The sequence below is a fragment of the Selenomonas sp. AB3002 genome (genome assembly GCF_000702545.1).
Taxonomy (GTDB): domain Bacteria; phylum Bacillota; class Negativicutes; order Selenomonadales; family Selenomonadaceae; genus Selenomonas_B; species Selenomonas_B ruminantium_A.
The window spans coordinates 1,584,735-1,610,778 of sequence record NZ_JNIO01000008.1 but is presented as its reverse complement, the minus strand read 5'-3'; the positions used below and the strand labels follow the sequence as shown (position 1 = coordinate 1,610,778).

General features: G+C 51.0%; 18 protein-coding genes and 2 CRISPR repeat arrays. Of the genes, 17 read left to right on the top strand and 1 reads right to left on the bottom strand.

Annotation, left to right across the window (positions count from 1 at the left end):
• The first annotated feature begins 93 nt into the window (after positions 1-93).
• From P159_RS0115620 to P159_RS0115605, 4 genes are all read left to right on the top strand, one after another.
• A complete protein-coding gene (locus P159_RS0115620) occupies positions 94-1,749 on the top strand; it encodes an amidohydrolase family protein (protein ID WP_029545560.1) in 1,656 nt (551 codons plus the stop codon).
• Between the two features lie 309 nt (positions 1,750-2,058).
• Positions 2,059-2,274, top strand: coding sequence for a hypothetical protein (locus P159_RS0115615; RefSeq protein WP_029545558.1), 216 nt, complete (start codon positions 2,059-2,061; stop codon positions 2,272-2,274).
• 12 nt (positions 2,275-2,286) lie between these two features.
• Complete coding sequence (locus tag P159_RS0115610; RefSeq protein WP_185753771.1) at positions 2,287-3,324, top strand: arginine deiminase family protein; 1,038 nt, start codon at positions 2,287-2,289, stop codon at positions 3,322-3,324.
• A 104-nt stretch (positions 3,325-3,428) separates the two neighbouring features.
• A complete protein-coding gene (locus P159_RS0115605; protein WP_185753770.1) occupies positions 3,429-3,836 on the top strand; it encodes a hypothetical protein in 408 nt (135 codons plus the stop codon).
• 58 nt (positions 3,837-3,894) lie between these two features.
• Here the strand turns inward: P159_RS0115605 and P159_RS0115600 are convergent, their stop codons facing one another.
• A complete protein-coding gene (locus P159_RS0115600) occupies positions 3,895-5,472 on the bottom strand; it encodes an ATP-binding protein (protein WP_029545552.1) in 1,578 nt (525 codons plus the stop codon).
• A gap of 202 nt (positions 5,473-5,674) precedes the next feature.
• Between P159_RS0115600 and P159_RS19620 the strand changes: the two genes are divergently transcribed.
• From P159_RS19620 to P159_RS0115535, 13 genes are all read left to right on the top strand, one after another.
• A complete protein-coding gene (locus P159_RS19620) occupies positions 5,675-7,903 on the top strand; it encodes a SpoIIE family protein phosphatase (protein WP_185753769.1) in 2,229 nt (742 codons plus the stop codon).
• An 8-nt stretch (positions 7,904-7,911) separates the two neighbouring features.
• Positions 7,912-8,253 carry an STAS domain-containing protein gene (locus P159_RS0115590; RefSeq protein WP_029545549.1) on the top strand — a complete coding sequence of 114 codons (342 nt, stop codon included), beginning with the start codon at positions 7,912-7,914 and terminating at the stop codon, positions 8,251-8,253.
• A gap of 15 nt (positions 8,254-8,268) precedes the next feature.
• On the top strand, positions 8,269-9,861 hold the full coding sequence (locus P159_RS0115585) for a condensation domain-containing protein (RefSeq protein ID WP_029545545.1): 1,593 nt from the start codon (positions 8,269-8,271) through the stop codon (positions 9,859-9,861).
• A gap of 16 nt (positions 9,862-9,877) precedes the next feature.
• The gene (locus P159_RS0115580; protein WP_029545543.1) at positions 9,878-13,495 is read left to right on the top strand and encodes an amino acid adenylation domain-containing protein; all 3,618 of its coding nucleotides are present in this window, start codon (positions 9,878-9,880) and stop codon (positions 13,493-13,495) included.
• A 15-nt stretch (positions 13,496-13,510) separates the two neighbouring features.
• Positions 13,511-15,271 carry an MATE family efflux transporter gene (locus P159_RS0115575; protein WP_029545541.1) on the top strand — a complete coding sequence of 587 codons (1,761 nt, stop codon included), beginning with the start codon at positions 13,511-13,513 and terminating at the stop codon, positions 15,269-15,271.
• 165 nt (positions 15,272-15,436) lie between these two features.
• Positions 15,437-17,233: a methyl-accepting chemotaxis protein gene (locus tag P159_RS0115570; RefSeq protein WP_051650410.1), complete on the top strand. Its 1,797-nt coding sequence runs from the start codon at positions 15,437-15,439 to the stop codon at positions 17,231-17,233.
• A gap of 195 nt (positions 17,234-17,428) precedes the next feature.
• On the top strand, positions 17,429-20,356 hold the full coding sequence (gene cas3f / locus P159_RS0115565) for a type I-F CRISPR-associated helicase Cas3f (protein ID WP_051650409.1): 2,928 nt from the start codon (positions 17,429-17,431) through the stop codon (positions 20,354-20,356).
• Between the two features lie 12 nt (positions 20,357-20,368).
• Entirely contained in the window at positions 20,369-21,505 is a 1,137-nt protein-coding gene (locus P159_RS0115560; protein ID WP_029545536.1) for a type I-F CRISPR-associated protein Csy1, read from the top strand.
• 29 nt (positions 21,506-21,534) lie between these two features.
• Positions 21,535-22,449: a type I-F CRISPR-associated protein Csy2 gene (locus P159_RS0115555; RefSeq protein ID WP_029545534.1), complete on the top strand. Its 915-nt coding sequence runs from the start codon at positions 21,535-21,537 to the stop codon at positions 22,447-22,449.
• A gap of 18 nt (positions 22,450-22,467) precedes the next feature.
• Positions 22,468-23,517: a type I-F CRISPR-associated protein Csy3 gene (gene csy3, locus P159_RS0115550; RefSeq protein ID WP_029545532.1), complete on the top strand. Its 1,050-nt coding sequence runs from the start codon at positions 22,468-22,470 to the stop codon at positions 23,515-23,517.
• 3 nt (positions 23,518-23,520) lie between these two features.
• Positions 23,521-24,084, top strand: a complete 564-nt coding sequence (gene cas6f, locus P159_RS0115545) for a type I-F CRISPR-associated endoribonuclease Cas6/Csy4 (protein WP_029545530.1) — start codon at positions 23,521-23,523, stop codon at positions 24,082-24,084.
• A 130-nt stretch (positions 24,085-24,214) separates the two neighbouring features.
• Positions 24,215-24,901: a CRISPR direct-repeat array (repeat unit 28 nt; unit sequence GTTAACCGCCGTGTAGGCGGCTTAGAAA).
• 7 nt (positions 24,902-24,908) lie between these two features.
• Positions 24,909-25,238: a CRISPR direct-repeat array (repeat unit 28 nt; unit sequence GTTAACCGCCGTGTAGGCGGCTTAGAAA).
• Positions 25,239-25,323: 85 nt separating this feature from the next.
• Positions 25,324-25,638, top strand: a complete 315-nt coding sequence (locus P159_RS0115540; RefSeq protein WP_029545529.1) for a BrnT family toxin — start codon at positions 25,324-25,326, stop codon at positions 25,636-25,638.
• The gene (locus P159_RS0115535; RefSeq protein ID WP_072004165.1) at positions 25,592-25,915 is read left to right on the top strand and encodes a BrnA antitoxin family protein; all 324 of its coding nucleotides are present in this window, start codon (positions 25,592-25,594) and stop codon (positions 25,913-25,915) included. Before P159_RS0115540 ends, P159_RS0115535 begins: the two co-directional genes overlap by 47 nt.
• The last annotated feature ends 129 nt before the right edge of the window (positions 25,916-26,044 follow it).

Below are 26,044 nucleotides of genomic sequence, written 5' to 3'. Positions count from 1 at the left end.
CCTAAAATTACAATTACGTTCCGTTATCTCCCTGCCGCTTCGCGGCAGGGAGATAACAAAACATGGTTTTAAAAAAGTTTAGGAGGGACTATGATGAAAACCAATGCAGCAGAGATGGTTGTTTACGGCAAAATTTTTACTTCGGAAGACAACAAAATTGTCGAGGCGTTTGCGGTTAAAGACGGCAAATACATTTACGTCGGCGACAAAGACGGCGTGAAAGATTTTATCGAGGAAGGCAAAACCGAAGTCATCGACTACACTGGCAAAGGTCTTGTCATGCCCTCTTGCGGCAACGGGCACGCACATTATTCTAATGCTCTCGGTATTCCGAAATTCGGCACGACAATGGACAGAGAAACCACTCCGGAAAAATTTTTGGCGGAAGTCATTCCGGCGGCGGTTAAAAAGGCAAGAAAAACCGGCGCGACGGCTATCTTCGGTTACGGCTGGAAATTTTTGATTTTTGAAAACAATATGCCTACTCGTCAACAGTTGGACGCCATTTGCAGCGATATTCCCATGTACATTGCCGACGAGGAAGGTCACAAATCTCTCGTGAATACAATCGCACTTGTCAATGCGGGTATCATGACGGCGGACGGCACCGTACTCAAAAATAAAATTCGCGGCGGCGAAATTGTTTTCGGCGAAGACGGCACTCCGACAGGTTTTCTCAAGGAACAGGCAGGAACTTACACGCGGTCTTTCTTGGACAATGACAAGATCTTTTCCGTTGACTTGGCAAAAGAAACTTTGCAGGATATCCAAAAACTTTTGCTGTCGGAAGGCTACACAATGTATATGGACGGTTGGAGTAACTATTTCTACAATGAAAGTTATTACAGAGCCGCGAATGAAATGGACAAAGCGGGCGACCTTCATTTTATGGCCGGCTTGAGTTATGAACTTGAAAGCTGGATGGACATTGATAAAAATTTGGAAAAATCGCTTGAGGTTCAAAAATATGCTTCCAAGCATGTAAAGACAAACTGGGTAAAACTTTTCATGGACGGCACGGTTGAAACGGGTACGGGCTTTATCGAACCGCTTTATAATGACGGACATCAGGGAATCGCCAACTGGGAGGAAGACGAAGTTACCTACATTACGCGCAAATCTAACGAAAAAAATTTGACGATGCATATTCACACAATGGGCAATAAGGCGGTCAATCGCGTCGTCAACGCATACGTTAACGGCGGCAAGGACGAAATGCGCAACACGCTTGTTCACGTGTACGGCGTCATGCCGTCGGACTACAAGCGCATGGCAGATCACAACATTTATGTCACTGAAGGTATGCTTTGGCATCACAACAGCGACGATGTAAGAGATTATTTGATGGAACGTCTTCCCGGAAACATGGGAGAAGAAGGTTTCCCGATGAAGTCATACTTCGACAACGGCGTTAACGTAACCTCGCACTCGGACTTTCCCGCATTGACCGGCAGCCCCGACGATCCGTTCGGCATTATTGAAGTTGCCGTTACGGGTCAATGGCACCTCGAAAACGGAAAACCTCGTTGGCCGGAAGAATTAATCACCCGCGAACAAGCCATTACGACTCTGACAATCAACGTCGCAAAGCAAATGTTCATCGAAAACGAACGCGGCAGTATCAAGACCGGCAAATATGCCGACTTCCTCCTCGTCAACAAAGATGTTTTGTCTTGTCCGGAAACTGAAATTCACGAGGCTAAGCCTATCGCGACTTATTTTGAAGGTAAAAAAGTTTTTTCTGTCTAAAGTGAAAATGAACTGCCTAAAGTGAAAATGAACTACTCCCGCCTATAGAAGCGGGAGTAGTTCACAAATTTTTTGAAAGTGGTAATTATGAGAAAACGTAATGATTTCGTCAAATTATTTGAGAGTCGAAAAAGCAACATAGATTCTTGTATAAGAAGCGATTATATAGAAAACTCAAACTTCCCACACCTATAACCGGCGGAGATCCTTGAAAACTGTATATCTCAGAAGATAAAAAAGGCGCGCAAAGCCTCAAAACTTGGTACAATAGAAGTGCTACCCAGCTACTATCCAAGGAGGTTTTACGCCATGTCTATTGTATCACTTGAATCCGCTGATGAAAAGAAAGTTTCTGTTTCAATCTTGAACTTTCTCACTGCCTATGGAGTAATAAGCCTTTTGAGCAAGTGCGGAGGCACGAAGCTCAAGGGGATTCCTGTCAAGGCTCTGTTCACTTACACATCCATTGTTTTGAATTTGTCGGCAGCCTGGAAAAGAACGGTTTTTAGGTATACTACACTTTAAGGAGGCAAACAGATGAAAAAAAAGTTGTTTTCGATGATGGGTTGCGCGCTTTTGGCAACAGTCGCGCCATGCACAGCCGGAGGGATGAATACCGCTTTTGCGGCGGAAACGGTTTTCGTGGAAAGCGAATTTGCTCCCCTCAAACGCGTAGTGCTGACACAGACGGAGGTTGTGCTCGGAAAGAACATTCTAAAATATGTTGATGCTAACGCTAAGGTTCCGGAAGTGACGGATGAATATATGAAGGCGTGGGCACTCGAACGGGAAAATCTGAAAGAAGTGCTGGAAAAATACGGCGTCGAAGTGCAAAGACCGCGTTTGCTCACGGATTACGAGAAAATGCTTGGAAATGTTGAGAACGGTTACACAGAAGCCGCAGGTATCACCAACTTTTTTGCAAGAGATCCGTTCATAACAATCGGTAATCATATTATCGAATGTTCATTGTTCTCGCTCTATCGCAGACTGGAAGTTCTTCCGATTAGACCCATTTTACAAAAAGAAGCAGAAAAAAGCGGTTGCTATTATGTGTCAATACCGCAAGCGGATATCTCGGAAGGCAATGATTCAACGGTCGGGCCGTTTCTTGAGGGCGGCGACGTGTTGGTTTACAAGAAAACCGTTTTTGTGGGAAATTCGGGACGAGCTACCAACCATGCAGGTGTCGTATGGCTCAGAAACTATTTGAAACATTTCGGTTATAACGTTGTCGAAGTCAAGATGGATAATGATATTTTGCATCTTGATTGCATACTGAGTTTTCCGAGAGACGGTTTAATGATTGTATGCGAAGAGGCTATGCCCGAAGGTTTGCCGACGGAGTTAAAATCGTGGGACAAAATCACCGTCAGCAAAGACGAAGCGCAAGCGTTGGCAACCAACGGACTGCCCATTGACGATCACACCTATATAACGGATATTGTGTTCAAAGATACCGTAGGCAAGGAATTGGAGAAACGCGGTATAAAAGTCGAATATATAGATTATAAATTGTCGAGATTCGCGGGGGGAGCTTTCCGTTGCAGCACACAGCCGCTCCTCAGGAAATAACGGGCAAATATGCGGAGTTCGCTTTTGTTGATATAGAATCCGATCATTTTCATCAAAATAAGGGCAAGATAACCGCCAGCGACTTCAAGCAGGAGAAGACTGGGATGTATGTTAAGGAAGATATTGTTCCTTATCCCATTGTCAAATTGCCGGTTCCAGATAACATCAACGTATCGCCTGAGGTTTATCAGAAACTGTCCGAGATTATAGATGAAATCAACAGTCGCACGGGACAGAATTTTGACCGGGATGTTGCCGTCAAGTCCATGTTGCAGCTGCGCGACATCATGCTGAAATCAGATGACCTCAAAGCCAGCGCGAGGAATAATACCGCCTCGAACTTTGAGATTTCCTTCTACAACCAGCTGGATGATATTTTAGTGGAGGGTTATGAACAAAATCAGGACTTCTTTTCACTGCTTCTGAGCAATGAAGGCATCAAGCATCAGGCTATGGGGATTTTTGCAGATGAAGTTTATCGGGAATTACGTGAGAATCAAATGAATGTGTAATATGGTCACGAAAAAGGACTCCAAAGTTCGGAGTCCTTTTTTATGTACATATCTATTTTTATGCTTTCACCAGCCATTCCGACAAATTCCTTTTTTCAGAATCGAAGCTCACGCCAATCTTGAAGAGCTGCCGCTGGTCGGCTGCGAAGGGGGCGGCGTAGACTTTTTCCTCTATCTGGGCCAGGGCCTCCTGGGCTGATTTGTCCAGCTTGAATTCAAAGATGTAGATGAACTCTTCCGTTTCCAGTATGCAGTCGGCCCTGCCCCGGCTGCTGTGTACTTCGCATTGCACGAACTGGCCCAGCAGGGTGAAGACGATGTAGAGTACGGACTGGAAGTAGTGTTCGAAGGGAGCAGCGTCTGTGGTATAGGGGATGCCGGCGAAGAGGGCGGTTAGGATGTCTCTGGCACCATCAGTATCCCCTGCCTCCAGGCAGTCGCAGAGGGCGAAGACATCTGTGCCGCGGTTTGCTATGGCGGCGGGAGTGTAGGCGGGCAGGAGGCTTTTCAAAAAAGCGTATTTTACTTCGTCATTGGGGAAGCCAAGGATGTAGACCTGGCGGCGCTCGTTGAAGCCCTGGATGGTCAGATAGCCAGTCTGGTAGAGCAGGGGTACGGGGTCGGGATTTTCGTAGCGGTAGTCTGTCAGAGCGTCCATATCAGCGCAAAGGGTTTTGTCTGTGAAGCGATTGGCATTCAGCCGGGCTTCCTGCACCCGTTTTACCAGGAAGGTGGGGGTGCCGGTGGAGAACCAGAAGGCTTTGAACTGCCGTTTCTTGAGGGCATTTAGCAGACTGAAGGGATTGTAAAGGCCGGGGCAGCCGGGGAAGAAGTGGTAGCCGTCGTACATGGCGGCCAGTTTCTGCAGGGCCTCATCTTCTGTCAGCTTGTGCTTTTCGGCCAGCTGCTTCAGTTCCAGCTGGAAATTCTGCTCTATTTCTTCCTGGGTCAGCCCGCAGATGGCGCTGTATTCCTCATCAAAGGAAATGTCCTCCAGCTGGTTCAGATCACTGAAAATGCTAACCTGGCTGAATTTCGTGACCCCGGTGATGAAGACGAACTGCAGATAGGCATCGTAACTTTTCAGAGTGCCGAAGAAGCCTTTGAATACTGCTTTGTTATGCTCTTCGCGTTCCTTGTTTTCAAGTACCTCTAGGAGAGGTTTATCATATTCGTCCACCAGCACCACACATTTTTTGCCGGTTTCTGCTTTAGCTTTCATAAGCAGGGTCTGGAAGCGGGCGCTCAGGGAGCCTTGGGGGACACAGTCATACAGGGCCTCCCATTTCTGCAGCATTTTGTCCAAAGCATCCTCCAGGGCCGTATCCTGCTGATAGTTCTCCCCGTTGAAGTCAAAGTAAAATACTGGATAGGGCTGAAAGGCGTTTTCGCTGCCTTCTTCCATTTTCTCAATGGAGAGTCCAGCAAAGAGTTCTTTCTTCCCCTCCCAATAAGCAGCCAGGGTGGAGAGGAACAGGCTCTTGCCGAAACGACGGGGGCGGCTGAGGAAGTATTGCCGTCCGGAATGTGCCAAATCATATATGTAGCTTGTCTTGTCAACATACAGGAAGTTTTCCTGTCGCAAAATATCGAAGCTCTGCACCCCTATGGGCAGTTTTCTGTTCAAATCCTTCATTTTCACGGCTCCTTTCCTTGTTTTTGCCTGGCTCAGACGTCTTTTTATGGCTCAAGCATAGCATATTTTCAATAAATTAGCTATACTGATGAATCTTCTTTCAGGTTCCCCCTGCCGGGGGCAGGAATTTGCCATAAGCAAGGAGAATATTTGCCAGATAGATTTGTTTGCTGATAGAAAAGTGAAGGGGAGAATCTAGAGCGTGAAGGGGATAAGAACCTGGCTTCGACGTATGGCAGATTACAGCCGGGCCAGCATCAGGCGGCAGTTGCTGTTTTTGGTGCTGGCTTGCGGCATTGGCACCTTTGTGGCAACTCTCATGCTGTTTGGCTATTCTATGCATGGCTTGCAGGAATCTTTGGAAGATGAAGGCCGGGACATAGAGGAAGTAGTGGCAGAGTCTGTGGGAAACACGGCCAAGAAGCGTACCAGAGCCTGGCTGAAGTCAGCGGTGGAGAATGAGGCAGCCCATATTGACAGGGAATTGGCAGTTAATAGCGCCGATGCGGAGCTCCTGGCTGACAGTATGACCATGATGATGCAGTCCCGGGATAAATATGGGGAAGGGAAGCTGGTCAATGACAGAGAGGTGGCAGATATTGCTTCCGGTACGGCCTATCTCCATTACAGCCCTCAGTTGGCAGCTGAGGGAGTGGGAGCGGATTTGGCGGCAGAGATTAGCCGGGCCGCTAATTTCGCGGATATGCTGGTACCCATGGCCAAGTCATATATGGGGTGCCGCACCTCGCTTGTCGTTGCTTCCCGCAAGGGGTATTCCATCTGCGTGGACGTCCTCCCAGGGGAACCGGGGCAGAGTATCTATCCTTCGCCGGAGGCCAGGACGTCATTCCTGGAGCAATACGATGCCAGGCAGCGTCCCTGGTACCAGGCAGCCCAAGCCAAGGGGAGAAACGTCTTTACGGATGTCTTCATGGGTGAGGAGGGCTTTCTGGCGCTGAGCTTTGCCACTCCTTACTACGATGAGGAAGGGTTTGCTGGTGTGATAGGTATCAACGGCAGCATCGAGGATTTGCAGAGTCAGGTCAAGCAGGTCTCCATTGGCAGGACTGGCATCAGTTTCTGCCTGAATGGCAAGGGACGGGTGGTGCTGTCCTCCGAGGGCGAGGGGCTGCTGGCTCCTAATCTTCAGGGTGCAGACCTGCGGGAGAACTCTGAGCCTACTTTGGCAGAAGCCGCCCGGCGCATGACTGCCGGGGAGAGCGATGTGGTGAAGGTGCTGGTAGATGGGCAGGAATACTATCTGGCTTTTGCTCCCATGCATATTGTAGGCTGGAGCTTTGGGGCTCTCATTGGTCGGGATGAGGTCCTGGCGCCGGCCCAGGAAGTGACGGCCCTGGTTCATGAGGAGATGAAGGATTTCTACGACACGCTCAATCAGGATTTTGCCTGGATGGCGGGAAAAGTCTTGTTGCTGCTTGGCCTGCTGGCATTGGCAGCCTTTTTCACCAGCGGCGCTCTGGCTGACCGTATCCTCCGTCCTATCCGCGCTCTGGCGGAGGGGGTTCAGGAGATAGCGGAGGGCAATCTGGACAAGAAGCTGGAAATCCACACCGGCAACGAGGTGGAGGAGCTGGCCTCCTGCTTCAATGAAATGACGGAAGAATTGAAGGACAATGTCCAAAGGCTTTCCCAGGCTGCGGCCAAGGAGGAGAGAGCCAGGACGGAGCTGGAGGTGGCAGCCAGGATTCAGGCGGGGCTTTTGCCTGCGCCCTTGAAGGCCTCCGCCTTGAGAGGGGATTTCGACCTCAGCGCTTTCATGCAGCCTGCCAAGGAGGTAGGGGGAGATCTCTATGATTTCTACTTCCTGGATGAGGACCTTTTGGCCGTTACTGTGGCTGATGTGTCTGACAAAGGCGTGCCTGCGGCTCTTTTCATGGTCATGGCCAAGACCTTGCTGAAGGACCAGGTGCTGCTGCGGCGGAATGAAAAGGACCTGGCCCGGGCAGTGGCGGAGGCCAATGATGCCCTGGCCCAGAGCAACACCACCTTCATGTTTGTGACGGCCTTCATAGGGATACTGCACTTGCCCACGGGGCGGTTTATCTATGTCAATGCAGGGCACAATCCCCCGCTCATCTGCAGGGCGGGCCTGGCAGTTTATCTGCCCAAGGCCCCAAATCCCATGCTGGGTGTGAGAGGGGGCATGTCCTTTGTGGCCGAGGACCTGCTCCTGCAGCCAGGGGACTCCCTCTTCCTCTACACAGACGGGGTGACGGAGGCCATGGATGCAGCGGAGGACTTCTTCGGTGAGCAGCGCCTGCAGGAGGTGCTTTCAGCAAAGTCCGGCCAGGGAGCCGGGGAGCAGCTGGAGGCGGTTCGGGAGGTCCTGGCCTCCTTTGTGGGGGAGGCCAGCCAGTCGGATGATATCACCATGCTGGCCCTCGCCTATGGTAAAAGGAATAGGAAGTAGGAGGATTTATGTCTGATTTACCTATCAGCTACAGCAGTGAAGAAATAAACGGCTGGCTCCTTTGGCACCTGCAGGGGCGGCTGGACCGCCTCACTGCAGAGGAGACAGCGGCAAAAGGGGAAGATCTCCTGGCTGGCTGCCGGAAGCTGGCCCTTGACCTGTCAGCCCTGTCATATCTTTCCAGTGCCGGCATCAGGACCATCCTGAAGCTGGCCAGCACAGCCGGGCAGGCAGGGAAGCCCTTTTCAGTGGTATCACCTGGGGGCATGGTGAAGGAGATTTTGGAAATGGCCAGGTTGGATATGTTTGTTAATATCTACTCGTCGGCGGAAGAGTTGGAAAACGCTTAAACAGGAGGAGTCATCATGGATTTTGCAATAAGGCAGGAACGTCAGGGAGAGCGCCTGACTATGTTTTTGACAGGAGAGTTCAACAAGCTGGCCATGGACGTCTTTGATAAGGAATTCTTGCTGGCAACGGAAGGGGTGAAGGAACTCCTGCTGGATATTTCCGGGGTCACCTATCTTTCTTCGGCGGGATTGCGTTCCCTGCTGCAGGCAGCCAAGGTCATGGAAAGCCAGGAAGGCAGCTTCACGGTGCTCTACCCCCAGGAGGCTGTGATGGAGGTCTTTGAGATGACCAACTTCTCCCGCTTCATTCACATCGTTCGGGAGGGGGAGGAGCCGGCTTCTGCCACCAGGGCTTATTATCCCCTGCGTCCCATCCAGCGCTGGATGACGGATACCCATTTCCGTCGGGCCAAGTCTACCATGATGAATGCCGGCGCTTTGGTGCGGCTGGACCCTGCTGTGGATCTGGAACGGTTGGCGGCAGCGGTGAACGGTCTTTTGGAGTCTTATGACATCTTCCGCTGTCGTCTGGTGTTCCATCCTGATACAGGAGAACTTTGCCAGCGCTTTGACGGGGAGGTGGCGAAGGTTTATGTGGAAAGCCTGTCGGAAGAGGGACTGGAGGAGCGCAAGCAGGAGCTCAGACAGCCCTATGACCTCATTGACCGGCCCCTCTACCGGGTCAATATCATAAAGACCCCTGAGTCCAAGTATATCTACATGGACTTTTATCATGCCATCATGGACGGGACGGCTATAGCCCTGCTCTTCTGGCGGGAGCTGGAGAAGCGCTATGTCCACGGCAACGAGGCCGCAGCCGCCAAGCGCCAGCCTGCCAGCTATGCTGACTATGTCAAGGCGGAGGCAGAACTGCCTGAGGAGGAGCTGACGAAGGGGCGGGCTTACTGGCAGGCTATGCTGGCCGGTTTTGATAAGGAAAGGCACTTGCCACCTATGGATGGAGGTAATGGGGAAGCGGGGCCGGACCATGAGATGGAAACGCCCCTCAAGGGGATAGAGAAAGAGTTTTTCAAGGGCCGTGATTTCAATGAGAACACTTTTTTCATGGCGGCCGCAATGCTGGCTATTGCCAGGTCAGCCGGGCGCAGGGATGCTATCATCAGCTGGGTCCACAATGGTCGGGCCACCTCGTCTGAGCGGCGCCTCATGGGCTTGATGCTGGATCAGTTCCCCCTGCGCTGGGATTTTGATGGCGAGATGACCGTGGGCCAGTTCCTGCCCAGGCTTGAGGCTCGTATAGCTGAGGCTGTCCAGTACAGGAAGGGACTGGATAAGGTTTACGAAGAAGGCATGGAAACAGGCTGTGCCTGCTTTATCCTTCAGAAGGGCAGTATGGGACGCCGGGGAGGCATGAAGCTGGGGGACACCCAGGCTGTCATTGAGGAAATGCCGGCCAACGAAATCTCCGCAGCGGAAAATACTCTTGATATTGAGCTGAATGCCCATGATGATGGTACCTATTCTCTGGTGCTGGATTACGATCCTGACTGCTATTCCCACAAGGCCATGGAGAACTTTACCAGCCAGGTGGAAAAAATGACCGTGGCCCTGCAGGATAGTGAACGGAAATTGGCAGAACTGCTGTGAGTAGAGGTTTTGAAGCATGAATAAAGAAGTGTGGTGTGACAGGTATCTGTCCGAAGAAAGCCCGGAATGCCTGCCCCTGCCTGATGGCAGGGAGCCAGGCGGGTGGAGGCGTCAAGCCCTGAACTTGACTGCGGCAAGTGATGCTGCGGAGTTGTCGGCAAGCCTGCTGCTTTTGTTGGGGCTATACGGAGGGCTGCAGGAGGGCGCGTTTCTCCTGCAGCAGGGAGAGTGCCTTAGGCCGGTGCGTCTCAGCTGGCAGGGGGAGGATTCTCCAGAGAGCCTCATTTCACGGGTGCAAGGCTGGCTGGAGGAAGCAGGGAACTTTGCCTGGCAGGAGGAGGAAATAGCGGAACTTTTGGGTTGGGAGCCGGGCCGGGGGATGGTTCTCTGCCTTGAGGCGGAGCGCGGCTGGGTACCGGGTGACAGATATGCCCTGGGCTTCTGCGCTGGCGGTGGCGAGCTCTCTATCTGCTATGATGAGGGCAGGTACAGCCAGGCCCTCATCCGGGAACTGCTCCTGGCCTGGAGGGAAATCCTCCAGAGCCTGCGGGCGGCTCCGTCCCTGAGCAAGGTTCAGGTGTCTTCGGCAGAAACCAGGCAGAGACTGGATGCCTTCAATGACAATGCTCGGGAATATGACCGTCAGACCACCATAGTGGAGCTTTTCCGTCAGCGGGCGGCAGAGTACCCGGAGCATACGGCGGTCATCTACGAGGAGCGGGCCTATACATATGCCCAGGTGGAGGATTTGACTGACAGGCTGGCAGCATATCTTGCCCGGCAGGGGCTGGGAAGGGGAGACCGGGTGGCGGTCTTCATTCCCCGGTCTGAGTACATGGTCATAGCCTCCCTGGGAGTGCTGAAGGCAGGCTGCGCCTATGAGCCACTGGATCCCAACTATCCCGATGAACGCCTTTCCTTCATGGCCAGGGATGCAGAGGTAAAGCTCATCATAGTGGCTGATGAGCTGAAGGCAAGATTGGAAAATTTCCCGGAATATAAGGGGCTGGTGCTCACTATTTCTGAAGCGGCCAGCCTGCCAGAGGCTGCAGAGGAAGAAATCAAGGCAATGGAGGGCCCCAAGCCGGAAGATCTCTTCATCCTCATCTACACCTCCGGCACCACCGGCGTGCCCAAGGGGGTGCGGCTCCTGCACAGCAACCTCATGGCCTATGCTGCTTGGTACCGCAGGTACTATGCTCCCACCCCGGAGACCCGGGTCAGCTGCTACAACAGCTATGGCTTTGACGGCTCCCTGGCAGATATGTATCCCATCCTGACGGTGGGAGGCGCTGTGGTGATAGTCCCTGAAGAAAAGAAACTGGACCTGCCTGCTCTGGCAGAGCTGATCCGGCGCCACAACATTTCCATTTCTGATATGCCCAGCCAGGTGGGGCGGCAGTTTGCCCTGACCATGGACTGCCCCAGCCTTCGCTATATCGTGGGAGGCGGGGAGAAGCTGGTGTCTTTCCAGCCGGTCTATCCCTATATCCTGGCCAATGAATACGGCCCCACGGAGGCCACCGTATCCGTCACCTGCTACAATATGACCAAATACGAGGCCGATGTGCCCATTGGCACCCCAAATGACAATACCGATATCTACATTGTGGATGGTTATGGCCGCCGGGTGCCCCCGGGGGCTTTGGGAGAGCTTTGGATAGCCGGGCCCCAGGTGGCGGGAGGCTATCTGAACCGCCCGGAAAAGACAAGAGAGGTCTTCGTGCCCAATCCTTTCTCCACTGACCCTGATTATGCCACTGCGTATCGCACCGGGGACATCGTGCGCTATCTGACTGACGGCAATATCCAGTTCGTGGGCCGGCGGGACGGCCTGGTGAAGATCAGGGGCTTCCGGGTGGAGCTTTCCGAGGTGGAGGGAGTCATACACGACTTCCCCCAGGTGGAAAATGCCGCCGTGGCAGCCTGGGACAATCCCGCAGGAGGCAAGTTCATTGCCGCCTATGTGGTGTCCCGGGAGCCCATTGACCAGGAGGCGCTGGCAGATTTCATCCGGGAGCGGAAGCCTCCCTACATGGTACCTGCGGCCATTGTGCAGCTGGATGCCATCCCCCGGAACCAGAATGGCAAGCTGAACAAGAAAGCCCTGCCTGTGCCGGAATTGAGGGGCGTATCTGAGGAGTATGTGGCCCCTAAGAACGACACTGAATCGGAGCTGTGCAGAGGCTTTGCCGCTGCCCTGGGGCTGGAGCGGGCCAGCGCTGAGGAGGATTTCTTCCAGGCAGGGGGCGACAGTCTTAGCATTGTGCGTCTCCTGTCCGAGTGCCGGGAGCTGAAGCTGAATTTCAACCTTATCTATGAGGGCAAGACCCCCGCAGGCATTGCAGCCCTGCTGGCGGAGCGCAGCCAGCAGGCAGCCGGGGAAAAGAAGGAAAGCCACTTCTTCGGCCCCCTGCAAGAACTGCATTACGACTGGGGCAATTCTCTGGAGGAAGGCTACGGCCTTCACTGTGATGCCTATGTGACTCTGGACGCCGTTACTGACCTGGAACGGCTGGCTGCAGCCATTGAAAAGGTGCTGCTGGCCCACCCGGCAGTTGATGCCAGGCTCACAGAGGCGGAAGGGGGAACACTGCGCTGGAAACAGGGTGACCTGCAGGACCTGCGTCCCGCTGTGGAAGAGGTGTCCCGGGCAGAGTATGAGGCCCTGAAGCCCAAACTGCGGCAGAGCAGGAACAAGCCTGACACCCGCATGTTCGTCATGCGCCTCTTTGCTATCAAGGAGGAGGATGGCAGCCTGAGCAAGTTGTTCTACTTTGATTTCCTCCATCCCATCATTGACGGGGACTCCATTGAGATCTTCCTGCAGGACCTGGATGCCGCATACCGTGGCGAAGAAGTTCAGCCGGAGGAGTACAGCATCTTTGACTACTATGACGAGATAGAGGCAAAGCTGGGCACCGAGGCTTATAAAAAGGAACAGCAGTGGAACCATGATTTTGTCCGCTCCTTCACCAGCCGTCTCAGCGAGATGCCAGGAGATCTTGACCCCAAGGGTGAGAATGATACCAAGGATATCTTTGTCCCCATCCATGTGGATCTTGCGGCGGTAGACGCTTTCACCAAGGCCCAGGGCATCACGGACGGCACTTTGACCGCTGCCGCCTTCGGCCTGCTGCAGGGCCGCAACAACGGGGAGCAGGCCGGAGTGGTGCTCACCATTTACAACGGCCGTGACGACATCCGCTTTGAGCGCACCATGGGAGCCATCTACCGTCACTATCCTCTCTGCGTGAGCTGGGATGAAAATATGGGAGCGGGAGATTTTGTCCGGCAGACTCAGGAAAATGTCCTGCTCTGCCGTCGTCACGCCCTCTATGAAGGTGATCCGGTGCCCCTCATCGTGGCTTTCTCCTACCAGGGGGAGGACATGGACACGGGCTTCGACTTCTGCGGGGGACGGGCTGAATATGAGGAAATCGAGGACTTTGAGGAGGAGAATTTCGACTTCTTCGTCCATCGCCGCAGCGATGATTTCTATGTGAACCTGACCTACAATACACTGGAGTACAGCGAGGCTTTTGTAGAGAAGTTCCTGCGGAACTACGCCCGCGTCATAGAGGGCTTGGCGGCAGGCAGGAAGCCTGCGGATATCATAAGGGAGCTGGCCTGACAAGGAGGTTTGTCCTTGAGTTTGAAGGAAAAAGTGGATCATGCTTATTTTACCCGCAGGATGTTTTTGGGGGCGGTGCTGCCTGCACCTTTGGCGGGGATTGGCCTGGCCCTGGCGGAAATGGGGCACACCATTTTGGTGGGCCATGCCATCGGCACGGAGGGGCTGGCTGCCGTAGGCTTCGCCTCGCCGCTCTTCCTGCTGGCTGCTTTCTTTGTCTTTGGTCTGTCCATGGGAGGAGCAGTGATTTATGCCAATCTCATGAACGAGGGGCGAAAGGAGGAGGCCCTCTCCATCTTCCGCTTCTTCCTGCGGCTGGCTGCCGTCATCGGCTTTGGGGTGGCGGCCGGAGGTCTGCTGCTGGAAGATGGGGTGCTGGCGGCACTGGGCACCTCTCCGGAGGACGGCGAAGTCTACCAGCTGGCCAAGAGCTATATCTCTTACATACTGCTGGGGATTCCCTTTGAGATTCTCATGGAGCTGGTGACCACCTACCTGAGGAATGACGATGCCGACACCCTGGCCATCACCCTGCAGACTGTCAGCGGCGTGGCCAATCTGGCCGTCAGCGCCCTGCTCCTGTTGGTCTTTGACTGGGGCATTGCCGGCTGCAGCTTTGGTTTCTTTATTGCCAATGCGGGAACCTTTGCCATTGCCATGGGCTATCTATGCCTGGGCAAAGGGCAGCTGCGGGTGCTGGGCAGGGCTGCCTCCTTCCAAGAGGCCTTCAAGGCCTTGCGGCTGGGCTTTGCCACTTCCTCTGAGTACATCTTCGATGCCATCTTTACGTTAGTGGCCATCCACCTCATGATGGACCTGGGGGGCACCGAAGGGGTGGCGGTGTTCAACATCATCGAAAACCTCTCATTGCTTTTCATCTTCATCTACGAGTTTATCGGCAAGACGGCCCAGCCCCTCTTTTCCACCTTCTTTGCCGAGTGCAATTTCACCGAGCTGCACAGAGTCTTCCGCTACTGCCTGATATATTCACTGGTTTTGGGCGTCCTGGCTACTTTGGGGGTCGTGGTTTATCCCCAGATCCTGGATCTGCTCTTTGGCATGGAGGATATCGGGGAGGTGGGCAAGGCCTACTATGCAGCCAGGGTTTTCTGCATCGGCACCATCTTCATGGGAGTGTGCCTGCTGTTGCAGAATTATCTCCAGTCCGAGGAGGATGAAAAAGGGGCTTTCCTGGTGGTCTTCATGCGGCGTCTGGGGGCCAGCCTGCCCCTGCTGTTCCTGCTGGCGGAGGGGGGCTTCTATGTCTTCTGGTTCGTCTATCCCCTGGGAGAGCTGGTGACGCTGGCGGTGCTCTGGCTTTACCACAGGCGCCGGGGGGAGCGCAGGTCCATCTCTGACGAGCGGGTCTACAGCGCCTCCTTCCTGGGCCATGCGGAGGCTGTGACTGAGCAGCTGGAGGCCATGGAGGATTTCGCCGCCCGCTGGGGGGCTGATGAGAAGAAACGCTACCTCCTGCGTCTGGCCCTGGAGGAAATCTGCGAGGAGGAAAGCAGCCGCTTTGGGGGGCAGGCAGTGCAGGTGCAGCTCACCCTGATTGCCAGGGAAGATGGCATATTCGAGCTCCATTTCCGTGATAATGGGGAGGAGTTCGACCCCTTCCAGCTGGCCCGGGAAGCCCTGGCTCGTAAGCCACAGGGCATGGCAGAGGCCGCCCGTGACACCCGCGGCTTGGGCCTGCACATGGTCAAAAGCCATGCAGCCAATCTTTTCTATCGCAGCTATCACGGCTTCAATACATTGACGCTGTCTATTTGAAATTGGCCCGGCAGGGGATAACCCAGCCGGGCTTTTTCTATGCGCCCAGCAAAACGAATCAAAACTTCTGCTGCCTCATTTTGATGAAGCCAGCAAGATAAAAAAGGGAAAACCCCTTCTCATGTAGAAAGAAAGGCAATAGCTATTTCGTAGGAGGGAATGTGTATGTTTTTTATGAACTCTGTGAAAGGACGGCTGACGGCCATGTTTGTGGCCATCGGTGTCCTGGCCACTCTGACAGTAGGCTCATACTTCATCTTCAGCACTATCCAGGAAAACAAAGAGGAAAATATCGCCTACAGGAAAAACCTGGAGGAACACTACGACAGGGAAATCAAGCTGCAGACAGAAGCTCTGGTATCCTCCCTGAACGGCATCTACTCGCAGCAGCAGCAGGGCAAGATCACCGAAGCCCAAGGCAAGGAACTGGCTCTGGCTACCATCAGGGCCCTGCGCTACGATGACGGCAAGGGCTACTTCTTTGCCGATGAGAAAGCCACCGGCATCTGCGTGGCCCACGCTACTTTGGGCTCCAAAGTCGAAGGCAAGATGCGACTCAATGACAAGGACAGCAACGGTGTCCTCTATATGCAGGAAATCTTCAAGGCAGCCCAGCAGGAGGGGGGCGGCTACTCCAACTTCGCCTTCCCCAAGCCCGGCGAGAGCACTGATCTGCCCAAGCGGGGCTATTCCATGGAATTCAAGCCCTATGGCTGGATCATCTGCACCGGCTCCTGGATTGACTACATAGACGAGGCGGCAGCCGCCTATGTGGCAGAAAATGACTCTGCCCTCTACAGCAGGATTGCCATGGCCGCCGTTATCATGCTGGTGATTTCCGCCCTGATGGTGGTCTTTGGCATCAAGCTGGCAGGCGGCTTCAGCGGCCCTATCTCCTTTGTCACCGGACGCCTGCAGAAGTTTGCCCAAGGAGATTATCGCCAGGAACCCATCAATCCGGAATTTGCAAGCCGGCAGGATGAAATCGGCCAGATGGTGGAAGTGCTGGGAGTGATGGGAGGCAGCATGAGAAAGCTTTTGGATGCCATCCGCAGCTCTGCCCAGCAGGTATCCTCTGATGCTGCTCAGCTGAATGAAATGACCGCCCAATCCGCCACCGCCAGCCAGCAGGTGGCCGAATCTATCACCGATGTGGCCCACGCCACCAACACTCAGCTCACCGCCATCACCGAGGCTACTGATGCCATGGAAAACCTGCTCACCCGCATAGAGACCATGGCCCACAACGCCCGCCGGGCTGCGGTAGAGACCAAGCAGGCCACGGACGAAGCCCAAAAGGGGGCCGAGGTCGTAGACCGCACCGTCAAGGATATGGCCCGCCTCAGCGAAGTGGTAGGCGAATCTGCCAGGGTGGTTGACAGCCTGGGAGAGCGTTCCGACACCATCGGCAAGATCACCGATGACATCTCCGGCATCGCTGAGCAGACCAACCTGCTGGCGTTGAATGCTGCCATCGAAGCCGCCAGGGCAGGAGAGGCAGGACGGGGCTTTGCCGTAGTGGCAGAGGAAATCAGGAAACTGGCAGCCCAGTCCGAAGAAGCCGCCAGCCGCATCGCCTCCCTCATCACCCAGATCCAGCACGAGACAGAGCAGGCCGTAAGCAGCATGCATGACGGCACCGCCCAGCTCACCTCCACCCAGAAAAGCGTGGAGGAAACCGGCCAGGTCTTCGACCAGATCGTGACCCTGGTGGACAAGATCGCCCAGCGTTCCCAAAAGATTTCCGCCGACTCCCAGGAGGCCGGCGCTAGTGCCAAAACCTGCCGCAATTCCATCGACAATATCAGCCAGATGAGCCGCAGCGTGGTATCCAACGCCGAAACTGTTTCCGCCGCCACAGAGCAGCAGACCGCTGCCGTCCATGAAATGAACACCAACACCCAGCAGCTGGCCAGGATGGCAGGAGAACTTGAGCAGGAAGTAGCAAAATTCAAGGTGTAGATACCCTGCTGGAATAATAAAGAATAGCCCGGCAGGTGAATCCTGCTGGGCTATTGCTTTATCGCATTTGTTCAGCAAGCCCATAAAAAGAAGAAATGATACAAATAGTTACCGCCGCGAGGTGGCTTAAAAAGTGTTGATTGGTGATATATTTATACACCGTTTGAACTTTAAATAAATTTAAGAGGGAAGTTCATGATGGAATATATGAAATTACTTTCAGGTATACTGATACTTACCTCGTTGCTGCACGATTGGGGCAAAGCCAATGATGCTTTCCAGGAATCGCTGCGAAAGAAGAAAGCGAGAGATTGCTATCGTCACGAGTGGCTTAGCTGCAAGCTGGTGGAGAATCTTTGTGCTGCTGCTGATAACGATGCTGATTGGCTTCAGCAGCTTGCCGAAGGAAAAATTGATGAAAAGGCTCTTATTGCGGCAATACAAAAAAACTATGCTCAGGAGATAGGTGAAATGCCACCTATTGCCAGCATGATTTGCTGGTTGATTTTGTGCCATCATCGAATGCCGACACTGAAAAAAGAAGATTGTGCTGGCTTCGTGAAAGCTGAGGGCAATTCTTTTCAAGAGGTACTGTCTATAATTGAGCCTGAATGGGGATATAAGAAAGTTGATGAGGTGAAAATGCCCATGTTTTCCAAGGGCTTGCTGCTTGATTCAGCAGTTTGGCTGCAGGAGCTGAAGGAAGCCAGCCAAGCGGTGCTGGATGAGCAGGATAAGCTTCTGGAGATATGGGAAGCTGGAAACACAAGAATCTTCTTATTGCAGGCGAGAATTTGCCTGATGCTGGCAGATTACGCTGTTTCGTCAGAGGAGGCTGACAAGGCGTGGAAAGGTGGATGGCAGGTTTTGTATGCAAATACCTGTCAAAGGAAGCTGAAGCAAAAACTTGCTGAACATCTGGTGCGTGTTTCCCGGCAGGCTGTTCAGATAGCCAATGCCCTGCCGAAACTCATGGTTGGGATGAAACGGGCAAGAAATATCGAAAAACTCCAACAAGAAAGTAAACTGTCAGCTTTTGCCTGGCAGGATTTGGCAGTGAAGGCTGTGCGTGAAAATAAAGCAAAGTCTGAGGCCGGGGGCGGATGGTTTGTAGTCAATATGGCAGGAACAGGCTGCGGCAAAACCTTTGCCAATGCCAAGCTTGCCATGGCTATCTCGCAAGATGGAGAGTCCTTAAGATATAGTCTTCTGCTAGGGCTTAGAAGCCTCACGTTGCAAACCGGCGATGAATATCGCAGTCGTGTAAGGCTGAACGAAAATGATATGGCCGTGTTGATTGGTTCTGCTACAGTCAAGGAACTGTATGAAAGGGTGAAAGGCGGAAAAGAAGATTGTGAGAAAGTCTGGGATGATAATAGTGATACTGCAAACATGAATGAGCTTATGCCTGGTGATATTGATGGTGGTACTGCTCAAGATGAAGATGTTTTGGCGGCGCTCTTTCCTAAGAATAATGAAGATGCAAGTCAGAAGCATCGCAGATTGCTGTATGCTCCTGTGCTGGTGTCCACTATTGATCACCTTATGCCAGGCACGGAAAGCATTCGTGGTGGACGTTTTATCTTGCCTGTGCTGAGGATGATGACGGCTGATATTGTCATCGATGAGATAGATGACTTCACAGGCAGTGATTTAGTAGCTATAGCCAGGCTTACGCATCTGGCTGGCATGCTAGGGCGCAATGTGATATTGTCATCGGCAACTATACCGCCTGATTTGGCAGAAGGCTTGTTTTCTGCCTATAAAAGCGGACGGGAACTATATGCTCGTTTTTGTGGTACAAGCAATGATATCAACTGCGTTTGGTGTGATGAGTTCATGACCAAAGTAAAGTTGATGGACAATCAAAAAGATGATGATTTCAGGAGGGCTCATGCTGCGTATGTTGATAACCATTGCAAGAAACTTCTGTCTCAGCCGCCGAAAAGATGGGCCTGGATAAAGGATTGCACTGATATTTTTAGCAAAACAGATGATGAGAGGCGAAAGGCATATTGCGAATGTATGAAAGAAGCGGCGGTCACCCTTCATCAAAATTACTTCGTAATAGATAAGAAAACCAATAAAAAGGTATCAATTGGTCTTGTCAGGACAGCTAATATCAGGTTGTGTGTGGAAGTAGCCAGGTATTTCGTAGAGACAGCTGCGTGGCCAGAAAATATGGCACCGAGGATTATGGTATATCATAGCAGGCAGACACTGCTTTTGCGAACGTTGCAGGAGAAATATCTTGATGGAGCCTTGAAGCGCAAGGGGCAGGATATGGAGATGATTGATTTCACAGATAGCGTTATGCGTAAGCACATAGATGAAGCAGAAGGAAATAATATTCTCTTTATTGTCGTAGCTACACCTATCGAAGAAGTGGGGCGTGATCATGATTTTGACTGGGCTATATTGGAGCCATCTTCATATCGCTCGCTCATTCAGTTGGCTGGTCGTATACGCAGGCATAGATGTGCTTTCAAGGCAAAGGCTGTAGGTAATATCTGTATAATGCAATATAATATGTTGGCTTTGGAGGGAAAAAAGATTGCATATACATCGCCTGGCTTCGAGTGTGAAGAATATGTCCTGGAGACGCATGATTTGCAGCAACTGGTAGACGTTGATGGCCTGGCTGAGAGAGTAGATGCCATACCTAGAGTCAGCAGGCAGGAAATGTTGTTACCAAAGAGACGGCTCATAGATTTGGAACACCAGGTATTGAGCGATTTTCGCAATCTTTCCAATGTGGGGGCTGCATTTATTCATGGCTGGCAGGACGAGTATTGGTATCTGACTGGTTTGCCACAGACTTTGAATCCTTTCCGTGAGGGGGACAGAGATATCGAATTGTATCTAGAAAAAGATGATGCGGGGAGGTACAGATTTAAAAAAATGGATGAAGAATCTGGGAAGTTTATGCTGGTTGAAGAAACCTATGACATCGTTCATGCTGAAGTTGAAGATAGTGAGAAGTTTTGGCTTGAAAGGGATTATGGTACCGCAATTGAGGTTGGCAAAGAATGGAGTTATAGAGTGGGACTTCTGACTATTTCTGATAAGGAACGCAGGCGCATATATTCTGATCAGTATGGCATGGTTGAAATTATTAGGTGAGGAGGGGTAAGGGTGAGTGTTTTCCTGGATGAACTTGCAAAGAAAGTAAAAAGCAAGGATAAGGATTTGGGGGCCTGTTTGCTGAGATTGGCCGATAATGTATGCAAGATAGAATTGGCTTCGCATATCGGCAAATACACGGACCCTGAACTTCAGGTTAATTATTGTGTGCCCACGGATGGCGTGGCTGATATTAACTACGTGATGACCAAGACTGTGAATTGCCAGGTAGATATGTATGGCAGTGCCGCGTATTCTGCAACCAGCAGTTTGCTTACCAAGAAACTAGAGGATGGCAGGACGGTATATCAGCATCTTAATAGTGATGATATGTTAAGAGAAGATATAGAATCTATTGGCCTTGCCTATGATGAAATCAAAGAAAAACTGCTTGCTTTCAAGGAGCCTGACAGTCATGCGCCAATAGGGAATAAGCTTAGGCAAGTGTATTTTCCTGTCGGAGATACAGATCACCTGCTGTCAGTCATGCAACCTGCTTGCGTTATTCAAGAATTGGCGACCAGGGCAAGAGCAATGAGGGATTTGAAGTTTGAGGCACGGAAGCCAGATGCTGATATAGGTGAATACAGTGATATCTATGGGATGGTAAGCACCAAAATAGGTGGAGCAAATGCACAAAATGTGTCTATAGGCACGACTGGCATGGAGGCAAAAATGTTATTGTCCATGCCACCAAAATTTGATAAGAGAGTATTTTTGCCTCAAAAAGATTTTTTTAAAGAAAAAGTGTGGTTCAATAACACCTTCAAGGATATATATAAGCATATATGCAAGCATTATAACACTGCATGGGAAAATAAGCAGAATCGGGAGATACTAGACTATTACTGGTCCAAAGCTATCGATGAGACATATAGATTTGTGTATGAGTTGCGTGCGGAGCCGCAAGGCTGGAGTGAAAAGGGAAAGCTTCCCAGGGAACAGGCTGTCTGGTTGGATGATAAATATATTGATGAACGTTATGACAGCGATGAATGGCAGAAAGAAGTTGTATCGGAATTTGCCAGAAGGTTGAGGGGATTTTTTGTTGAAGCATGGAAAATTGAGTATAGAAAAGAAATCACACCTGATGATAAGTTTTTGTATAATTTGAAAGAGAAAATTCTTAGGGTTGTTCAATCAGACTGATGGTTGCGTTGATTAGAGGTGATAGACTGATGGATAAAACTTATTTGTTGTTTTCTAAAATGAGGGTCCACAATGCCAATGCGGCCAGTTCAGCTTATACCATAGGGGTTCCAGCTATGACTGCGTGGACAGGCTTCATGTATGCATTGGAGAGATATGTCAAAAAACAACGCAAGTTGGAGAAAGTCGAGTTTACCGGGATTGCGGTATCGTATCATGAATGTGAACTGCAGACGTATAGACTAGACGTAGATAGGACACACATTATTGGTTATGCCAAGCCACCTAAGCTGAAGGGTAAAAAGGGTGAGATACAGGCTGCTTCATTCATTGAAGAAGCAAGATGTCATATGTGCGTAAGCCTCCTTATCGAACTTGAAGGCGTGAACGGCATGAATGAAAAGATGTTGCTGAATGCTGTTAGGGAACGGATGCCGCGTATGAAAGCTGCTGGAGGAGATATTTGGACAAAATTTGATGAGAAAAATTTAACTGTTCATTATGTCCGGGATGAAAAGTCTATGTATAAGGTTAGAGCCAGACTGATGTGTGGCACTATACTGAGGGAACGCACGGATCTTATACAGCCAACGGAGGAGCATGATGCGCTTGACTGCCTAATGGATATTCAACGAGTAGTGTATAAGAAGTTTGTCGAGGAACAGGAAAATTCTAAAAAGAAAGTAGTGCGATGGGAAAGCAGCAAATTCATTGATAAGGGCTGGCTGGTACCTATAACTGTAGGTTTTTGTGATTTGTCCGGCCCTACTGATAAACTTGAGGGCCAGCGCGACTATGATTATGAGCATCACTTTGTTGAGCCGATAGTTACGGTAGGAGAGTTTAGGATGCCGCATAGATTCAATACCCTTGACGAAATGATGTGGCGTTATGACTATGATGAGGTCAATGGCCTTTATCTTTGCAAACAGACAGTTCAATAAGAAAAGGAGAAATGTGGTATGGCTAAGAAGAAAGAATCTAACAATACGAAACTTCCCTCTCTGCTGGCTTATGAAAAGAAACTTGTTCCTTCTGATGGCTATTTATATGGTACTGTCTGGGATGATAATCATATCAATGATACTGAGCCACTTAAAATAACTGAGAAAGCAGTGCGCGGTACTGATTCCACTTTGCAGGAGAATTCTAAAGCCGATACTGAAGATAAATTTGAGGCGAGGATTACCAAGGCAAATTTGCAGACAGTGGATGCCTGTATGCTGGGAGTTAATCAGGATACAATAGTGCTGACGTTCACGTTGAAGATCCTGAGTGGCGTAGAAACTCCGATTGCTTGTAATGATGTGGCATTTAATGACAATTACTACGCCAAGGTTAAAGAGTACATAAAGAAAACGGGATGCCGGGAGTTGGCCCATCGTTATGCTACGAATATTGCTAATGGCCGTTTCCTGTGGCGCAATCGTCTGGGGGCAGAGAAGGTTGAAGTTTATGTGAAGGCTGATGATTTGGAGGCAACCTTCTCAGCATATGACTATTCTCTGCGCAATTTTGATAGATATGATGAGAATCTGGATAGGTTGGCAGGTAAGATTGCCTCAGCCCTGTCTGGCGAGACTCCCTATTTGTATGTTGAGGTAAAGGCTTATGCCAAGGTGGGCTTCGGCCAGGAAGTTTATCCTAGTGAGGAGCTGGTGTTTAGCAAAGGCAAGGAGGACAAGAGCAAGATCCTGTATCAGTCAGACAGCATCGCAGCCATGCACTCCCAGAAAATCGGCAATGCGCTGCGTACTGTTGATAATTGGTATCCTGACTATCCGGACAAGGAAAACTCGCCTGTTCTGGCTGCTGAGGTTTATGGCGCAGTGACTACCAGGGGGCGGGCGTTCCGCATGCCAAACAGTAAGCAGGACTTTTATACCTTGTTTAAGAAATATATGTTTGGAGAAGAACCTTTGACGAATGAAGAGGAACATTATGTAGTAGCAGTTCTCATTCGCGGTGGCGTATTCGGTGAGAGCGATAAGAAAGATAAGAAGGATGGTTGATTTATGGTGAAATATTATCAGGAGTTGACCATACTGCCGGATGGGGAGGTCAATGAAAATCATATATGGGGCAAGTTGTATCAGTCGGTTCATATTGCCTTGTCAGACAAGATGGAGGAGGAGAGGGGGCGCATTGGCGTTTCCTTCCCTCACTATAGCCTGGATGGCTTGGGGGATAAGCTAAGGATTTTTGCAGAGACAAAAGAAGAACTGCTAGCGCTGAACATGCAGCAGCAGGTGGCCAGGTATCGCGATTATGTCCATGTAAAGGGAATTGCCAAGGTGCCTGAGCATGTTACATGGGCTACTTTCAAGCGCCGCCATAGTAAGGGGAATCCTGCTAAACTAGCAAGAAGATATGCCACGAGGCATAATATCTCTTTTGAGGAGGCTATCAAGATTTTCCCGGAGCAGGTGCATAGGAAACTCCCTTATGTAGTGCTGCGCAGTGATAGCAACAAGCATGAGTACCGTTTGTCTATAGAGAAAATTGACAAGGATGAAGTCAGTGCGATGGGGTTCGGGAGTTATGGGCTGGATAATCAGTCTACTGTGCCTGTGTTTTGACCCAAATTTTTGGACTGCTGTCAGAAGCAAGTAAAATAAAGGCTTCTTGAGAAGGCGCAGAATTTGGGGTAAAATAGGGAAAAGCGCTGTGAGAGCAGGTGCAATAAGGTATTAGGTATCGGATTTTACTGTTAACCGCCGTGTAGGCGGCTTAGAAATAACGTAGAGACGAGGAAAATCAGCAGCGAAGGTTAACCGCCGTGTAGGCGGCTTAGAAATGTTGCCACCGAAGCCGTCGCCGTTGTTGTTAGTTAACCGCCGTGTAGGCGGCTTAGAAATTCTTGATGATATAGTCACCACCGAAAGCAGGGTTAACCGCCGTGTAGGCGGCTTAGAAATATTCCAGTGGTTAAAGATAGGCAGGGCAAGCGTTAACCGCCGTGTAGGCGGCTTAGAAACTTACAACGCCAGCGGGAACGTCGCCAGCACCGTAACCGCCGTGTAGGCGGCTTAGAAATCCTTCAGCCACGTGTGGAACGCATCCCAAACGTTAACCGCCGTGTAGGCGGCTTAGAAATTGAGGACTTCGGCGTAGTCAATGTCCTGACCGTTAACCGCCGTGTAGGCGGCTTAGAAAAGGCAACAGAGGATTTTCTTGCGCAGATGGAGGTTAACCGCCGTGTAGGCGGCTTAGAAAAGTACAGGGACTTCGAGGTGGAGCTGTTCCGTGTTAACCGCCGTGTAGGCGGCTTAGAAACTCCTGCTTGCGAACACGCTTCAGCGTTCCTTGTTAACCGCCGTGTAGGCGGCTTAGAAATATGACCTGCTGTCAGTCCGGGTGTACAAAGGGTTAACCGCCGTGTAGGCGGCTTAGAAAAAACGATGTGACCCGCCGTGTAGGCGGCTTAGAAATACGTTGTCGGGGGCATCCGTGGAGAATTATTGTTAACCGCCGTGTAGGCGGCTTAGAAACTTGACCAGGCAAAGGCTTTGAAGGTGGCTCCTGTTAACCGCCGTGTAGGCGGCTTAGAAAATGCTGGAGCAGATGTATGAACAGGCGGAAGGGTTAACCGCCGTGTAGGCGGCTTAGAAATTGGGCCAGACAATGATGCCACCCACGGGTGTTGTTAACCGCCGTGTAGGCGGCTTAAAAATCTAGCGGGTTCCCCATCAAGCGAAAGGAGGCGTTAACCGCCGTGTAGGTGGCGTAGGAGTAAAAAGCGTTGAGCAGTGTCATGTGAGGGCGAAAGAAAAAGTAGCTACTTGTATGTAACTACTTCTTGGTGCTATAATTAAATCATGGACATGGAATTTGAATGGGATGAAGAAAAAGACGTAATCAATTACCGCAAGCATCACATACATTTTGCGGATGCTCAATATGTTTTTTGCGATAAAAATCGCTTGGAGCGTTTAGATTGTTCTGCAGAAAACGATGGAACAGAGGAACGCTGGCAGACCATTGGCAAAATTGGCGAAGTGGTCTTTGTCGCCTTTACAGAGCGCAAAGACAGAATACGACTGATTTCAGCAAGGCCAGCGACTGCGAAGGAAAGGAGGTTTTACTATGGCAATAGTGACTTCACGGCTGAAGGCTGGGAGCATACCTTCTGAGGAGGTAATGGCGAGGATAAAGGAGGCCGTATGTTACCCGGTGACATTTGATGAGGATTGCCCGGAGCTCACTGATGAACAGCTTAGGGAGTTCAAGCCTGTAAATCCTGAACTTCATGCCAATCCTAAGTATTTCAAGCCAAAGAAGAGGCAGATTACCCTAAAAATAGATGCTGATGTATTGGAGGCATACCGGGGAACGGGTAAAGGCTATCAGACTAGAATTAACGAGGCATTGCGTCATGCAGCTGTTAACGCAGGCCTTCTGATGGGCTGATGTAGTGTCCAAGCTTTTATATCTGAAAATTTTTTATGCCGTTTTATTTATCGAATGATTTGTACTCTGGAGCGGTGCAAGAAGATAACTGAACAGAGAGAAAGCCACCTTTCCTAAAAAAGAAAAGGT

Coding starts and splice junctions, on each gene's coding strand:
- P159_RS0115540 (WP_029545529.1), top strand. CDS start 25,324: ATGGACATGGAATTTGAATGGGATGAAGAAAAAGACGTAATCAATTAC.
- P159_RS0115535 (WP_072004165.1), top strand. CDS start 25,592: ATGGCAATAGTGACTTCACGGCTGAAGGCTGGGAGCATACCTTCTGAG.
- P159_RS0115580 (WP_029545543.1), top strand. CDS start 9,878: ATGAATAAAGAAGTGTGGTGTGACAGGTATCTGTCCGAAGAAAGCCCG.
- P159_RS0115570 (WP_051650410.1), top strand. CDS start 15,437: ATGTTTTTTATGAACTCTGTGAAAGGACGGCTGACGGCCATGTTTGTG.
- P159_RS0115620 (WP_029545560.1), top strand. CDS start 94: ATGAAAACCAATGCAGCAGAGATGGTTGTTTACGGCAAAATTTTTACT.
- cas6f (WP_029545530.1), top strand. CDS start 23,521: ATGGTGAAATATTATCAGGAGTTGACCATACTGCCGGATGGGGAGGTC.
- P159_RS0115555 (WP_029545534.1), top strand. CDS start 21,535: ATGGATAAAACTTATTTGTTGTTTTCTAAAATGAGGGTCCACAATGCC.
- cas3f (WP_051650409.1), top strand. CDS start 17,429: ATGATGGAATATATGAAATTACTTTCAGGTATACTGATACTTACCTCG.
- P159_RS0115590 (WP_029545549.1), top strand. CDS start 7,912: ATGTCTGATTTACCTATCAGCTACAGCAGTGAAGAAATAAACGGCTGG.
- P159_RS0115610 (WP_185753771.1), top strand. CDS start 2,287: ATGAAAAAAAAGTTGTTTTCGATGATGGGTTGCGCGCTTTTGGCAACA.
- csy3 (WP_029545532.1), top strand. CDS start 22,468: ATGGCTAAGAAGAAAGAATCTAACAATACGAAACTTCCCTCTCTGCTG.
- P159_RS0115600 (WP_029545552.1), bottom strand. CDS start 5,472: ATGAAGGATTTGAACAGAAAACTGCCCATAGGGGTGCAGAGCTTCGAT.
- P159_RS0115605 (WP_185753770.1), top strand. CDS start 3,429: ATGTATGTTAAGGAAGATATTGTTCCTTATCCCATTGTCAAATTGCCG.
- P159_RS0115615 (WP_029545558.1), top strand. CDS start 2,059: ATGTCTATTGTATCACTTGAATCCGCTGATGAAAAGAAAGTTTCTGTT.
- P159_RS0115585 (WP_029545545.1), top strand. CDS start 8,269: ATGGATTTTGCAATAAGGCAGGAACGTCAGGGAGAGCGCCTGACTATG.